11 protein-coding genes are annotated in these 15090 nt (G+C 45.1%); 6 read left to right on the top strand and 5 right to left on the bottom strand.

Features of this window, described 5'->3' with window-relative positions:
• From Q0N89_RS08920 to accC, 3 genes are all read left to right on the top strand, one after another.
• The coding region (locus tag Q0N89_RS08920; protein WP_294035528.1) for a TIGR00730 family Rossman fold protein at positions 1-339 on the top strand (339 nt) is incomplete at its 5' end.
• A gap of 267 nt (positions 340-606) precedes the next feature.
• Positions 607-1023 (top strand): biotin/lipoyl-containing protein, encoded by a 417-nt coding sequence (locus Q0N89_RS08915; protein WP_294035526.1) that lies wholly within the window; start codon positions 607-609, stop codon positions 1021-1023.
• A 12-nt stretch (positions 1024-1035) separates the two neighbouring features.
• Entirely contained in the window at positions 1036-2391 is a 1356-nt protein-coding gene (gene accC / locus Q0N89_RS08910) for an acetyl-CoA carboxylase biotin carboxylase subunit (protein WP_294035524.1), read from the top strand.
• A 119-nt stretch (positions 2392-2510) separates the two neighbouring features.
• On the opposite strand, the gene Q0N89_RS08905 is transcribed toward accC, so the two are convergent.
• From Q0N89_RS08905 to Q0N89_RS08885, 5 genes are all read right to left on the bottom strand, one after another.
• A complete protein-coding gene (locus tag Q0N89_RS08905; RefSeq protein WP_294035522.1) occupies positions 2511-4346 on the bottom strand; it encodes a hypothetical protein in 1836 nt (611 codons plus the stop codon).
• An 18-nt stretch (positions 4347-4364) separates the two neighbouring features.
• A complete protein-coding gene (locus Q0N89_RS08900) occupies positions 4365-6911 on the bottom strand; it encodes a hypothetical protein (RefSeq protein WP_294035520.1) in 2547 nt (848 codons plus the stop codon).
• A 130-nt stretch (positions 6912-7041) separates the two neighbouring features.
• Entirely contained in the window at positions 7042-7896 is an 855-nt protein-coding gene (locus Q0N89_RS08895; protein ID WP_294035518.1) for an SDR family oxidoreductase, read from the bottom strand.
• Positions 7897-8016: 120 nt separating this feature from the next.
• Positions 8017-8979, bottom strand: coding sequence for a protease SohB (gene sohB, locus Q0N89_RS08890; RefSeq protein WP_294035516.1), 963 nt, complete (start codon positions 8977-8979; stop codon positions 8017-8019).
• Positions 8980-9110: 131 nt separating this feature from the next.
• Positions 9111-10970, bottom strand: coding sequence for a potassium/proton antiporter (locus tag Q0N89_RS08885; protein WP_294035514.1), 1860 nt, complete (start codon positions 10968-10970; stop codon positions 9111-9113).
• Between the two features lie 476 nt (positions 10971-11446).
• Between Q0N89_RS08885 and aspS the strand changes: the two genes are divergently transcribed.
• The 3 genes from aspS to Q0N89_RS08870 are packed head-to-tail and all read left to right on the top strand — an operon-like array spanning position 11447 to position 14913.
• Positions 11447-13243 (top strand): aspartate--tRNA ligase, encoded by a 1797-nt coding sequence (gene aspS / locus Q0N89_RS08880; protein WP_294035512.1) that lies wholly within the window; start codon positions 11447-11449, stop codon positions 13241-13243.
• 6 nt (positions 13244-13249) lie between these two features.
• Complete coding sequence (locus Q0N89_RS08875; RefSeq protein ID WP_294035510.1) at positions 13250-14170, top strand: lysophospholipid acyltransferase family protein; 921 nt, start codon at positions 13250-13252, stop codon at positions 14168-14170.
• A complete protein-coding gene (locus Q0N89_RS08870; protein WP_294035508.1) occupies positions 14167-14913 on the top strand; it encodes a glycosyltransferase in 747 nt (248 codons plus the stop codon). The genes Q0N89_RS08875 and Q0N89_RS08870 overlap by 4 nt, the downstream gene beginning before the upstream one ends.
• Positions 14914-15090: the final 177 nt, after the last annotated feature.

Raw genomic sequence — 15090 nt, 5'->3', positions numbered from 1 at the left:
AAGAATAAGATGATTGAGCTGGGTGATGCGTTCATTGCATTGGCAGGTGGGATTGGTACTTATGAAGAGCTGTTTGAAGTGGTGTCGCTTGCCCAGCTTAGACAGCACGCCAAGCCGATCGGTGTGCTCAATACCAACGGATTTTTTGATCCGCTCATCACGATGCTCAAGCATACTGCCCAAGCAGGCTTTATGCCCCCTGCCAATGTCGATTTGCTATGCGTCAGCGATGATATTGATGATTTACTTGATCAGATGACCAAATATCACTTTGTCGAAAGCCAAAAATGGGTCAAGCCTGACTGGATGGATGATTATCCAGAAATCCCAAAGTTCTAAGCAATATCGTCATCATAAATACAAAATGATGGCAAATTTTTCTATAAATTGCACAATTGCAAGAAATATCGGCTATTTGTACCAAAATATTACAAAAAACACTTGCAATAAAATAAAACGAATGTACACTATATATAACTAATTTTTGGCAGTTCAGCATACGCTAATTTGGTAAATAATTATCTTTGCCAAGTATTTTGAACTGCTTGAGCCGATTTATCTTGCTGATGCGTGTTGCTCGGCAGTATTATTTATGAAGGTGATGCGATGGATATCAAAAAAATTCGTGAACTTGTTGATTTGATGGAAGAAAAAGACCTATTGAACCTAGAATACGGTCATGATGATAATTATATCAGTCTAACAAGAAACACCGCTGTGCAGACAGTTGCCGTGCCACAAGTTGCGGCCGCACCAGTTGCTGCCCCTGCTGCCAAGACACCAAGTGGTAAAGTTGAGACATCGCCGATGGTTGGTGTATTCTATTCAGCGCCAAGCCCAAATGACCCACCGTTTGTCAAAGTTGGTCAAAAAGTGGAAGCTGGCGACACGCTTGGCATCATCGAAGCGATGAAAATCATGAACCCACTAGAAGCTACCCAAAGCGGTATCATCGAAGAGATTTTGGTCAGCAATGCTGAAGTGGTCGAATTTGGTCAACCTGTCATCCGCTACAAAGCCTAACAGGAAGTTGCCATGATTAAAAAACTTCTGATTGCAAACCGTGGCGAAATCGCCCTGCGTATCGTGCGAGCGTGCAAACAGCTTGGCATTGCGACAGTGGGTGTTTATTCGACTGCGGATAAGGAATTGATGCACCTGCGCTTTGTCGATGAAGCGGTCTGTATTGGCAATGCCCCATCATCCCAAAGCTATCTGGACATCAATGCCCTACTAGCAGCCGCTGAAGTCACTGGTGCTGATGCCATCCATCCGGGCTATGGTTTTTTGTCCGAGAATGCTGAATTTGCCGAAAAGGTCGAAGAAGCAGGTCTGACTTTTGTCGGCCCACATCCTGAACATATCCGCTTGATGGGTAACAAAGTCTCTGCCATCAATGCGATGAAAGAAGCAGGCGTACCCACCGTACCTGGCTCAGTGGGTGCCATCACTCTAAGCAATGCCGAAGAGCAAGCCCGCAATATTGGCTTTCCATTGATTGTCAAGGCAGCAGCAGGCGGCGGCGGTCGTGGTATGCGTGTGGTCGAGCGCTTTGAAGAGCTACTCAACCAAGTTCAAGCAGCCAAAACCGAAGCATTAAGTGCCTTTGGTGATGATACCGTGTACATGGAGCGTTTCCTAAAAAATCCACGCCATGTCGAAGTGCAAGTGCTTGGCGATGGCAATGGCAATGCCCTACACCTATTTGACCGTGACTGCTCACTACAGCGTCGCCACCAAAAAGTACTCGAAGAAGCACCAGCACCGGGTATTCCTGATGATGTCCGTCAGCCTATCCTAGAAGCGTGCGTGCGTGCGTGTGAGCAGATTGGCTATCGTGGCGCAGGTACATTTGAGTTCCTGTATGAAGACGGTCAATTCTTCTTTATTGAAATGAATACCCGTGTACAGGTCGAACACCCTGTCACCGAGATGATTACTGGGATTGATATTGTTGTTGAACAGCTAAAAATCGCTGCTGGCTACGGTCTGTCTTATCACCAAGACGAAATCACCATCCGTGGTCATGCCATTGAGTGCCGTATCAATGCCGAAGACCCGAAGACCTTTATGCCAAGCCCAGGCAAGATTCAGCAGCTGTATGCGCCGAGCGGTTCTGGTGTTCGTTTTGATTCACATCTATATCAAGGCTATACCATCCCGACTTATTATGATTCGCTCATTGGTAAGCTGATTTGCCATGCGCAGACACGCCGTCAAGCCATCGGCAAGACCTTGCATGCACTAGATGAACTGGTGGTTGAAGGCATTAAGACCAACATTCCTTTGCATCGTGATGTGATTTTGCAAGATGAAGCATTTTGCGAAGAAGCGCAAAATATCCACTATCTTGAAGGTCATATGCTAAATGACAACAAGGCAAAAGCTTGATTGGCTAAGCCCTATAAGTCTTAAACAACAAAAAGTCGATTCAGATGAATCGACTTTTTTACTATATATAGGAATTGGTCAGATGGCCCATCCCTATGATGAATACCTATACTTCACGGTTAATGGCTAGGCAGCTCATCAGGATTAGGCACTAGATCATCATCGTGTGGCATCTCAGGCAAAGACTCGTCCACTGGCTCATCAAGCGGTAGTTCATCATCGATTCCAGTAGCTTCACCGCCGATGCCAGTGGTTAGTGCAAGCATGGCTTTGAGATATTTGTCATCGCCAGATTTGAGTCGCTCAATAAGATCGTGACTGTATTCAAACAAATCGACGCTATTGGCAGCAGTCGGCACATTAGCATTGCTTGGCAATCTATCAAAGATTGGCGATGTCGATGATGGCGAGATAGTCGTAAATAGATCCACGATCACAGGCTGCGTGAAAGAAATCGGCTGACTGCCCAATTGACCGCCTTTTAGGCTTGTATTGGTCAAGTATTGGCGCTGATGAATCCAGTTGATACGCTCATGAGCGATGCCGTAGTGTGACACGGGCATAAAATTAGGCGCATCCCGCTCTTGTGATGCTGTATTGAGATAATCATCAATCACCCCTGCCAAATATGACAATAGCACATTGAGCATCATACGACTATTGAGTTTGACAGTTTCATCGTTAGCATCATTTGTCGGTACATCATCTGCTGCTGTATCGCTTGAAGTTGGCGCTGAGACGATGATGCGACTATCGCCGTCTTCGATGGTACGTTCGGCAGCTGTCATTGATGGCATCAGCTCTGGATAGTTATCCAAGATGGCATTATATAGTGATTCGGCGAATACATAATTAGCAAAACGCTTGGCGTCATCAGTCGGCTGTGAGCGGATGATGGATGGTGTCGCAGCGATCGTATCAACTGCCTTGGCAGACAGATTGGTCGATAGATGTGGCGTATCTAGCATCACACTAGGCGTCACCCACGAAAAGGCATCGGCATTTAGGCTATAAAAGCTTTGTTTTTTGGCATCTAGAATGGCTTTTAAAAAGTTTTTTGAAAAGCCATCAGGTAAACTACCGTCATTGATCGGAACTTTTAGCCATTTATTGCGCCATTGATCGCCAAGTTTTTTATCCAAAGCTTCGCTATTAATCATCGCAAAGTTGTCCGCCCATAGGTAGATGGCGCCTTGCTTAAGATCTACATAAATGGGTTGATTGACTTGCATGTGCAGATTCTTGGCTTGATAGCTGATGCTTGGCAAAGCGCTCACCGTCCCTGCTAGCGGCTGATAACGCCCTTTAATCTGAACTGTAGTTGGCTCTATCAAATAGGCTTTGGCAAGTTCGGCTTTTTTGGTATCTAGCGCTGTATGATCGCTGTCATAGTCAGCATCATCATTGGATGCCGACTCAGTTTGATCAAACGCTTGCATCTCTTGGTATAATAAATCAAACTGTGCTTCGGTATCCATATCGGCAGTTTTGTCAAAAAACGCATCAAAATTAAACTCTCTAAGCCCAGTCAAATCACCCCGTGCATCTAGGCAGTCTTTATAGGCTTGCTTAATGGCTTCATGCTCATCACCTGCTGTGATGTCATCGGCTTTTTTGCCTTGTTCTGCCATCAGTTTTTTGGTCAGGGCGATATAGGCTCGGTCGTGCTCATCTTCGCAGACGGCGGATTTATCTTCACTGGCTTGTTTTTGTTCGTCGCTGGCATTGGCGAGCGCATCTTCACGAATGGCATTTGAGACATAGACATCCGTCTGATAATCAAACGAGCGACGCAGCTGCCCTGCCATTGCATCACCAAGCGCACTTTGGGCATCGGCAGATTTGCTAGCGATATAAGGCTGTGTGGTGGCACAGCCTGTTGCAAGCACGGCAATGACACCGAGCGCGATGGGCTTGAGTGGCATCGAATTTTTTATTGTTTTTGATGGTTTCATATAAATATCCTTAATATTTTAATAGCAAATCACTTGTCCATCATCAAAGCCACATTGTGTTTCGCCAGATGCAGACTCACCCATAGCGGCAGCGGCAGCATCTTCGGCGGCTTGTGCAGCAGCGGCTGTGGCTGCAGCTGCGGCAGATAGTCCAAATTCATACTGATCACGTGCATCTTGAGCGAGTGATTTGAGCGTATTTTCTTCACGAATCTTGGCAAGCCACGCATTACCATCTACGGCACCACCTGCTTGGGCAAAGCTTTGGGTGAACTGCTTGGAATAAGCATGATCAATCATCTTGGTGCTGTAGCGAGTTTGCCCCACCGTCTGTAGGCGTAGATTTTGCATTTGATCATCCATCGTCTGTAGTGATTGCAGACCAATCAGCTTGCCATGCCCATCAAGATAGTAGTAAAGGCTGCTATCCATGCCAATTGGCAAAATTGATTCAAATAGCGCAAACAAACTACCAACATCACTCGTGTGATAGCCTTGATTGATCAGCACCCAGTCATCGACAGCTTGTTTGAGCTTGGCGGCGTCTAGCTTATCATTTTGGTCATCGGATGACTGGTCAGATTTGGTAGTGCTTGGCAATGCATCAGCTGTATCGCCTGTATCTGCACTATCGGCATCTGCTTTGGCTTGATACAGTTCAGGGTGTGCATCGATATAGGCTTTTAAATCGTTTGCCAATTGCTTACTGACAATGCCAAACATCTTGCCCATGTCTTTTGAACTTAGGTTAAGTTTAATCACTTGGCTTGCGCCGATTTGCTTGGCGTAGACATCATGTGTCATCGCCATCGGGGTGAATCGCTCACCATCAAGCTCACTAACGCTGAGCAAAAATGCACGATTGAGTGCATCATAAATCACAGGCAGTGGCAACACGCCCTGTAGCTCGCTTGGCAGGTAGAATTTCACCAAGCCATTTGGCATATCAGCAGGTAGTGGCGCATGTTTTGGGCTGACCAATGCCATAAGTGGCAAAGCGGCTGACACATCAGCAGTCACATCTTGACGATCAAAATCCATTGACATAGGCAACTGAACAGATTGATCAGCCGTCGCTGAATGAAAATCCAATGCAAACAAAGTGTCTAGCTTGCGCTCATTTGGCTTGTGATGACTGATGGCGGTCATTACTGTGTTGTTGTACTGATATAGATTTTTGGCATTGAGCTGTTCGGGTGATTTTTTCATATAATCCAGCATCGATGACATCATATTAGTGTACAGCCCACCCATGCCACTGGTGGGGATTGGCAAATCCGGCAAAGCTATGGCACTATCTGCTGACGCATCCGATTTGCCTGCTGTTTTCATCTGCTTATAGGCATCAAACCAAGTCCCAAAACGGCTTTTTGGCATCTCAAAATCATCATAATGCAATTCTTCTGCATATTGCATATAAAGCGTGTCGATTTCATCGGGCGTTGTCGGTTTGACAATGGGCGAGTCAGGTGTTCTGCCCAGTCCATCATAGACACCTGTTGCAAAGCAATAGCTGGTATCATACAGTGTTTGTGCATGGGCTTCGGCATCATTGAGATAGGTTCTATTTTGAGCTTTTAGGGTGGCGATTAAATCTCGATGCTTGGCTGAACATTGGCGCAAGTTGGCATAAGCGTTTAGTTTATCTTCACTCTCGCCATGCATGATATAATTAAACGGCTCGACATCGATGCTATAATAATACGACTGATTACATGCCCAATAATTCGTCCAAACGGTATCGTATAGGTGATATTTCTCATCACTGAGTGATTTGTATTGACGGCTTGGTGATAAGATATGCTTAATGTCGGTGCTAAAATTGATGGCGCATTGTTGAATTTCTGCAATATCTTGTTTTTGATAACCGATGGCACGAATTTTGATGTCGTCGAGTGATTTTTTGCTAGTGCTTACGCAACCATCTATATTCTTAATGATGCCTTTAATTGCTTTGTCATTACTTGTGGCAGTTGGTTTTTCAAGAATGACTTCATCAAGTTGGTTTGATAAATCACCCAAACATCCACGCAACGATTCATAGTTATATTCTATTTCTTCATCGACGATCTGATAGGTCTCACCCATGCCCATTTCACGAGTGATCACATCTGCAGGCATGATGCCGGCTTTTTCGTCATCATAGCGCAGATAAGGTAGTTCGCCCCCTTCGTCTGCATAAGTTTCATTCGTGCGATAAGCATCGCTTTTATAATTGGCATTATCCTGTGTAGTTTTATGTTCATAAGTTTTTAGGGCAGTTGTCCACAGATAATCGGCATCTTCATCAATGCTACCCGTGTGATTAATTGGCATAGCTCGATAATGATAGGTGGATAACACATAGCGTTCGCTATTTAGATGCTCACTGATAGCACTGACTAGGCTTGATTTGGCTTGATTGGAAGCTGAATTTGGATTATCGCTGAATAATAGCTGAGTAGATGGTGCTGCCGATGCGTGATGATTGGTACCATTTGCACAAGCGCCAAGCATCGCAGCAGTAATCATCAAGCAACTTGCCTTTAGCACAAAGCCTTTTGTGGTCAGATTGTTAATAAACATATGACTTCCTGTAAATCGATTATAAACTTTTGATATTCTATCATTATTTTTATCACTGCGCCACACGGTATAATTCATCAATACAAAAAAGACCTTGCATCACTGACAAGGTCTTTTTAGTAAATAATTTTTAGATAAACTTAGTAATTACCTTGAGCGGTAAATATTTCATCCCAAGCCCAATCGGTAACCACGGCCACGCAGGGACATAGGCTTCATCGACTTTAGCTTCGATGGCTTTGATGATGACTTCTGCACCTTCTTCTTCTTCGATTTCAAAAGGCAAATATTTAGCACCGATGTTCAAATCAGTACGCACATAGCCTGGATAGATGGTCGATACGGTGATAGGTAGTTTTTCTTTAATCATATCAGCTCGGATACCTTCGGCTAGGCGAGCTAGACCTGCTTTGGCAGCGGCATAAGTGGTCAGATGTCGTGGTAAGCCACGCACGGCTGACATACTTGAGATGACGACCAACTGACCACTGTTTTGGGCACGAAATATCTGCATGGCAGCTTCGCACTGGGCGATGGCAGCGATAAAATTAGTCTCAGCGGTCGCACGATTGATATTAAATCGACCGTGACCGATGACACGGCTGTCGCCTACGCCTGCATTGACGATGATTTTATCAAGCGTACCGACTTCATCAGCAAATGCGTTAAACACTTCAAAAATCTGATCATAATCAGTCACATCCAGTCGCTTGGTATGTACACGGATGCCATATTCGGCTTCAAGCTCAGCTTTTAGGGTGTCGAGTCGCTCCAGTCGTCTAGCGCAGATCGCCAAATCATAGCCCAAATAAGCAAACTTGCGTGCCATCATCGCCCCAAGTCCGCTACTTGCGCCTGTAATCAGGACAGTTTTGCCCGCACCGATACCACGGATGTCTTTTAGATCTTTGATTTTACTAAATTGGTTGGCGATGGTGCGACCCAATTTATCAGCACGACTAAATAGCTCTTCTAATTTTTTCATCTAAGCTTCCATTGGTACAAAAGCATCTATTTTAGCACAGCTTGCTTTATCTGTGTAAGTTTTGATTGTATGCTTTGACTGACTGCCAAGTCAGCATCACCCAGACTGCCGTAAGTAGATTTATGGGCGGTTTAGTGTGCTGATGGCTTGATTGGTCAGTTGAACCGTCTTATCAATTGCTGCCGTGATACTGCTACTCATCTGATCTGCCAAGCCCAATTTTTCTGCCAGCGTTGGCTTGGTACGGGTGTGTAGTGCATAGACATTGTGCTTATCTAGTAATGACAAAATATAGGCATCAGATGTGCCAATTTCATCAATCAAGTCCAAATCCAGTGCATCTTGACCAAACCAAATCTCACCTGTGGCAATCTTCTCAACCGCTAGGCTTGGGCGATGCTTAGCAACAAATGCCTTGAACAGCTCATGGATACGCTCAAGGTCTTCTTGGTATTTGGCACGGTCTTCATCGGTATTTTCACCAAACATTGTCACTGTACGCTTATATTCGCCTGCGGTAAATTGCTCAAAGTTCACATCGTGTTTTTTCAAAAACTCATGGAAATTTGGCAATTGGCTCACCACACCCACCGAACCAAGCACGCCAAAGTCGCTTGCGATAATCTTATTGGCGGTACATGCCATCATATAGCCACCGCTAGCAGCGATTTTATCCACGCAGACAGTCAGCGTTAGCCCTGCTTCTTTGATACGAACAAGTTGTGCTGCTGCCAAGCCATAGCTTGAAACTTGACCGCCGCCACTTTCTAGGCGTAGCACGACTTCATCGCCTGCTTTGGCGATGCTGATGATATTGCTAATCTCTTCACGCAGATGTGCCACTGCACTTGCTTTGATATCGCCATCAAAATCAATCACATAGATGGTTTTATCATCTTTGGCACTTGGGGTGTCATCGGCTGGCTTGGCTTTATTTTTAAGCAATTTTTTCAGCTTGGCAAAGCCACAAGCCTTGTCGTCTTTTTGCTTAATGATGTCTTCAAAGTGCTTTTGCGACTGTTCTTGGGCTTTGTTCAGATGGATGATTTGTAATTCGACAGGTTTTTTGGATTGAAATAGCATAATTGTCTCAAATTCTACATAATAAATACATGATTTATCAGATGGTGGCATTGCGGCACAATTTAAAGGTGCTTTACAAAAAAACACATAAAACACAAATCAGCCTTTGTGTCTTATGTGTCAAAATTGGGCTATTTATCCCGATTAAGATTTTTTAGACCGATGCCACGAATCCGCCCTTTGTTATCGACATCACGGACGATGAGCGACCATGAGTCATTGAGCCGTACTTCGTCACCTTTGACAGGCTCGGTGTTAAACTGGCTAAGCATATACTCTTCGACAGTCAGATTTTGTGCTTCGGTCAAGCGATTAATCAGTTCATCATCAACCCCTGTCAGCCCTGCCGCTGTTGGTGCAACTGTAAAGACATCAAGCGCACTGGCTACAGGCAAGCGGCTAAGTTTACTGGTATTGCTAGCAAGGGTGCGAGTTGCCAGATTATAAAATGGCAAATCAGCAATCAGCACATGCGGAGACAGTAGCCAGTCGCCATAAAACTCGCTGTTTTTTTGGTATTGTGTTGCTGAGTTATTAAAAATCTTAGCAATGCTTGCGGCATAATCGCCACGCAGAGCATACCAGACGACATCGCCAGTTTTTAGGATGGTTTCATCCGTGACGGTCAGCAGTCGCTCATTACGCACGACGGCAAACACAGAAATCTCATGCGCCTTTACCTTACTTGTGATGCTTTGTGGATGGCGACCGATGGCAAATGCCCCTGCTTTTACTTCAAATTCATATAAGGTAATATTGGCTTGATCACCTACCCAAATCTCATGCTCGGCTTTAGGTTCATTATCCGTCGGTACCCATACTCGAAACAGACGAGACATCATCGGAATACTTGTCCCTTGAGCTAGTAATGACAAAATCACCACGCCAAAAGTAATATTAAACGCCAAATCCGCCCCAGGCACCTGCATCGTCACAGGGATGATGGCAAGCGTAATCGGCACCGCCCCACGCAGACCAACCCATGAGATAAAGCCAATTTCACGATAACCAAAGCGAAATGGGAGTAGCGACGACGCCACAGCAAACGGACGCGCGATGAAAAGTAGGAACAAGAAAATCAGCAAGGAATAATGCCATACTTCAAAGATGCTCGATGGCTTGACAAGCAAACCTAGCACCACAAACAGTACGGCTTGAGACAGCCAAGCAAAGCTATCCATCACTCGAAGCACATGCTCTGTCGCTCGCACTTTGGTATTACCAATCACAACACCAGTCAGATATACCGCCAAAAAGCCCGAACCACCAAGTAAGTTGGTCGCTCCAAAAGTCGCCATCCCTGCTGATAGGATTAAGATAGCATACATCCCATCAGCCAGATGTACTTTTGGCAAGAGTCGAGATAAGCCCCAACCGGCAATTAGTCCTGAAATTAAGCCGATACCGATTTGACTGATAAGCATTAATAGAATATCAGTGACGCCTTGACTGGTTGGGTCAAGATTCAGCGCGATCATCGCTGTGACAAGTAAAATCGCCAAGGGGTCGTTAGCACCCGATTCGATCTCAAGCGTTGCCTGTACACGGTCATTGAGCTTGACACCACCATGTCGCAGTAGCGAAAATACAGCCGCCGCATCGGTTGAACCGACGATCGCCGCCATCAATACGCCTAAGCGCCAATCAACACCCAGTAGCCAAGTGGCAAATACACCAAGCACAGCCACCGTCGCTAATACACCCCAGCTTGCCAAGGTGATAGCAGGCTTAAGTCCAACACGAAATGAATGCAAAGAAGTACGCAGACCACCGTCAAGCAAAATGCACGCAAGCGCCGCCTGTCCTATGAAGTTTGCCAAATTATAATCAGCAAACTGGATACCCATCACGCCTTCTTCGCCAGCAAGCATCCCCACCGCCAAGAAAAAAAGCAATAAAGGCACGCCGAGCCGAGCCGATAGCGTGCTCGTCATAATACTGATAAAAATCAGAATGGATGCAACGATATAAAAAATATTTAGGGTATCCATAATTAACACATTCCAATTCGTCGGTGGAAGAAACCATCCCCAAAATACAACAATAACAACAATTTAGTAAAGTTTACATCGTATCACAGCTTGACAAATTAGACCATCCATAAAATAACTTTTTTTAAATTGAATTTGTGAAATTCAATGATTGATAATGCCAATATAGCGCTAATATCCCAAAATATCACTGGGCAAGGCCAATCGTTCCACATCTGCCATACAGATAAAACTATCTAAGCTATGATATTGACTTGGTATCACAGTATGATTGCCCAAATGAATGATTTGTTATGCAACTTTTTGTATAAATTCTTGCAAAAATATCCGCCAATCACTTGCACCAAAATTCATTACAAGGCATAATGTATGGTTTACAAATACTATTAATCGTGATGGACAAATTCCAACGGGCAAAAATAAGCACCAAGATGGGAAATTGTGCCATTGTTTCATTTTCTTAAGGCAAAAATTCTATGATGCGTAGCACATATTGCGGTCAAGTGACCGAAGAGCTGATTGACCAAACCATTACCATTGCAGGCTGGGTACATCGTCGTCGTGACCACGGTGGCGTGATTTTCCTAGATATGCGTGATCGTGAAGGCTTATTGCAAGTGGTCATCGACCCAGATACCCCAGAAGCATTCGCCACAGCTGATGCTGCTCGTTCAGAATATTTGCTAAAAATCACTGGTCGTGTGCGTCGCCGTTATGCAGGCACTGAGAACCCAAATATGGTGAGCGGTCAGGTTGAGCTATTGGGCAAAGAAATTGAGCTACTTGCCAAAGCAGACACCCCGCCATTCCCGCTAAACGATGACAACATCACCGTCTCAGAAGAGCTACGCCTAAAATATCGCTTCCTTGATATGCGTCGCCCAGAGATGCAAGAGCGCATGAAGTTCCGTGCCAAGGCCACTTCGACCATCCGTCGCTATCTAGACGATCATGGCTTTTTGGATGTTGAGACGCCTGTACTGACCCGTGCGACCCCTGAAGGTGCTCGCGACTATCTTGTACCATCTCGCACTCGTCAAGGCAACTTCTTTGCCCTACCACAATCACCACAGCTATTTAAGCAGTTATTGATGGTGGCAGGTTTTGATCGTTATTATCAAATCGCTAAGTGCTTCCGTGACGAAGACTTGCGTGCTGACCGTCAGCCTGAATTTACACAGGTGGATATCGAGACGTCATTCTTGTCAGACGAAGAAATCATGGATATCGCCGAAGGCTTGACCAAAGATTTGTTCAAAACCATGCTGAATGTCGAATTTGACAAATTCCCACGCATGACTTATGCCACGGCAATGCGTGATTATGCATCAGATAAGCCTGATTTGCGTATTCCATTAAAACTCGTTGATGTCGCTGATATCATGCAAGGCGTTGAATTTAAAGTATTCTCAAGCCCAGCTCAAGATCCAAAAGGTCGTGTCGCTGCCTTGCGTGTACCAAATGGCGCAGAAATGAGCCGTAAGCAGATTGATGACTATACCAAGTTTGTCGGTATCTATGGCGCAAAAGGCTTGGCGTATATCAAAGTCAATGACGCCACCAAAATCAACAATGGCGTTGATCAAGAATCAGGTCTACAATCACCAATCATCAAAAACATGACTGATGAAGTGTTGGTTGAGCTGATCAAGCGTACCGAAGCACAAACTGGTGATATCATCTTCTTTGGCGCTGACAAAGCCAAAGTCGTCAATGATGCAATGGGTGCGCTACGTGTCAAAATCGGTACTGATTTGAATCTATTCACCTGCGAATGGGCACCGCTATGGGTCGTTGATTTCCCAATGTTCGAAGAAACTGACGATGGCAAATGGACTTCAGTTCACCATCCATTCACCCGTCCAAAAGGCTCAGTCGAAGAGCTAAAAAACAGCCCAGAAACTGCCCTATCGATCGCTTATGATATGGTGCTAAACGGTACTGAAATCGGCGGTGGTTCACTGCGTATCAACACCGTTGAGATGCAAGAAGCCGTCTTTGATGCGCTAGGCATCTCAAAAGAAGAAGCCGAGCTGAAGTTTAAGTTCCTAATGGATGCACTACGCTTTGGTGCGCCGCCACACGGTGGTTTGGCATTTGGTCTAGATCGCTTGATTATGCTCATGGTGGGCGCAAGCTCAATCCGTGACGTGATTGCTTTCCCGAAAACCAAAACCGCTGACTGCCCATTGACCGAAGCACCTGCTGCTGTGGATAATAAGCAGCTGCGTGAGCTTGGCATCCGTGTCCGTGAAAAAGAAAAATCAGAATAATCACTGATGACTTTTAGTTGGATAAAATACATTCCGCTACCAATCCTTCAAGGGTTGGTGGCTGTTTGTGCTTTTATTTGCCATACTTTTGGATTGAGCATTTATCGCAGTATCACGGCAAATTTGACCTTGATCTATCCTGATATGCCAGATAATGAACGGCATGCGCTTGCCAAAACTATCCTAAAAAATCAGCTGATGAATACGGTGGAGAGCCTGCGCACTTGGTCAATGCCACCAGAATGGTCGATTCGTCAAATCACCAAGGTGCATCATTCTGAAATTCTACAAGCGGGATTTGAGCATCCAAACGGCATGCTACTGATCGTACCGCATCTAGGCGTGTGGGAGCTGATGAATGCTTGGGTAAGTCAATATGGCAAATTGACCATCATGTATAAACCAGTAAAAAACCCACAAATTGATCGCTTTATGCGTGATAGCCGTGAGCGCATTCAGGCAAGTCTCGTACCGACGGATGCTACCGGTGTTAAGGCGATTTTTAAGACACTCAAAGCAGGTGGCTTTAGTGTGCTTTTGCCCGATCATGTGCCTGATGACTCAGGCGGTGTGGTTGCACCGTTTTTTGGGATTGAGACCATGACGGGTACGCTTGCCACCAAGCTTGCTGCCAAAACTGGCTGTGCGCTCGTTGGACTCAGCTGTATCAAGCGCAGCGATGGCGATGGTTATGAGGTCTTTTGCTATGCGCTGGACGATGAGCGCCTGTATAGTAAAGACGCCTTAGAATCAACGACTGCACTTAATGAAGCCATGCAAGCAATAATTGAGCCACATTTTACCCACTATATGTGGGGATATCGACGGTTTAAGGGCACGCCACTCATGCAAAATCCCTATTTGTTGCCACCACATGAACTAAAAACACTTGCAATCAAACTACAGCAAAGAACGAGAGCATCATGACAGACACCAACTACATCATCTGTATGAAATGGGGCACCAAATACGGCGCAGAATACGTCAATCGTCTGTATAATATGGTGGCTCGTAACATCACCCTGCCATTTACGATGGTGTGCCTGACCGATGACACCACAGGCATCCGTGATGAAGTGGTCTGCTATCCGATTCCTGAGCTGAATTTACCCAGCAATATCCCCGAGCGTGGCTGGAAAAAGCTGACCACCTTTAAGCCTGATTTATACGGTCTAAAGGGTACGGCACTGTTTTTGGATATTGACATTGTCATCGTTGATAATATTGATTGCTTTTTTACGCACAAGGCCGAGCATGATGACAGCGTGATGATTATCCGTGACTGGAAAAAGCCGTGGCGCATGGTGGGTAATAGCTCTGTGTATCGCTTTAAGGTGGGTTATAATACCTATCCGCATTTGCTTGAGTATTTTGAACAAAACTTTGAAAAAATTCGCAGTGAAGTGCGTCATGAACAGGCATTTTTGTCCAATTATCTGCGTGAGCATCATCACCTAGAGTACTGGGATGCGTCATGGTGTGTGAGTTTCAAATACCACTGCCTGCACAAGATTCCTTTGGCGTATTTTTTACCGCCCAAAAAACCTAGCGATGCCAAGATTGTTATTTTTCATGGTGAAATCAATCCACCTGATGCCATCAAAGGCGGTGGTGGTAAATGGTATCGCTATGTATTGCCGAGCGATTGGATTAAAGATGCTTGGCAGTAATGCTAAGCTTTAAAAGCGTTCATCATGAGCGTTTTTTTGTGCTTGAATGTATGGCTAAAATTGGTTTGGGGCAACAAAAAAGGCGCCTCAAACGCCCTTTTTTTATGCTACTTAATCAGCTTATTTGTAAGATAAACTACCGTTGTTTACAGTATTAAGGTAAAATACTGCAAATGA

The sequence above is a fragment of the uncultured Moraxella sp. genome, assembly GCF_945873075.1.
GTDB lineage: Bacteria > Pseudomonadota > Gammaproteobacteria > Pseudomonadales > Moraxellaceae > Moraxella.
Note: the sequence above shows the minus strand (reverse complement) of the source record. Positions and strands in the feature narration are given on the sequence as shown.

Bases quoted from the DNA above. Each gene is read 5' to 3' on its own strand.
- aspS (WP_294035512.1), top strand. From the start codon at position 11,447: ATGATGCGTAGCACATATTGCGGTCAAGTGACCGAAGAGCTGATTGAC.
- Q0N89_RS08900 (WP_294035520.1), bottom strand. From the start codon at position 6,911: ATGTTTATTAACAATCTGACCACAAAAGGCTTTGTGCTAAAGGCAAGT.
- Q0N89_RS08895 (WP_294035518.1), bottom strand. From the start codon at position 7,896: ATGAAAAAATTAGAAGAGCTATTTAGTCGTGCTGATAAATTGGGTCGC.
- Q0N89_RS08905 (WP_294035522.1), bottom strand. From the start codon at position 4,346: ATGAAACCATCAAAAACAATAAAAAATTCGATGCCACTCAAGCCCATC.
- Q0N89_RS08875 (WP_294035510.1), top strand. From the start codon at position 13,250: ATGACTTTTAGTTGGATAAAATACATTCCGCTACCAATCCTTCAAGGG.
- Q0N89_RS08885 (WP_294035514.1), bottom strand. From the start codon at position 10,970: ATGGATACCCTAAATATTTTTTATATCGTTGCATCCATTCTGATTTTT.
- Q0N89_RS08870 (WP_294035508.1), top strand. From the start codon at position 14,167: ATGACAGACACCAACTACATCATCTGTATGAAATGGGGCACCAAATAC.
- accC (WP_294035524.1), top strand. From the start codon at position 1,036: ATGATTAAAAAACTTCTGATTGCAAACCGTGGCGAAATCGCCCTGCGT.
- sohB (WP_294035516.1), bottom strand. From the start codon at position 8,979: ATGCTATTTCAATCCAAAAAACCTGTCGAATTACAAATCATCCATCTG.
- Q0N89_RS08915 (WP_294035526.1), top strand. From the start codon at position 607: ATGGATATCAAAAAAATTCGTGAACTTGTTGATTTGATGGAAGAAAAA.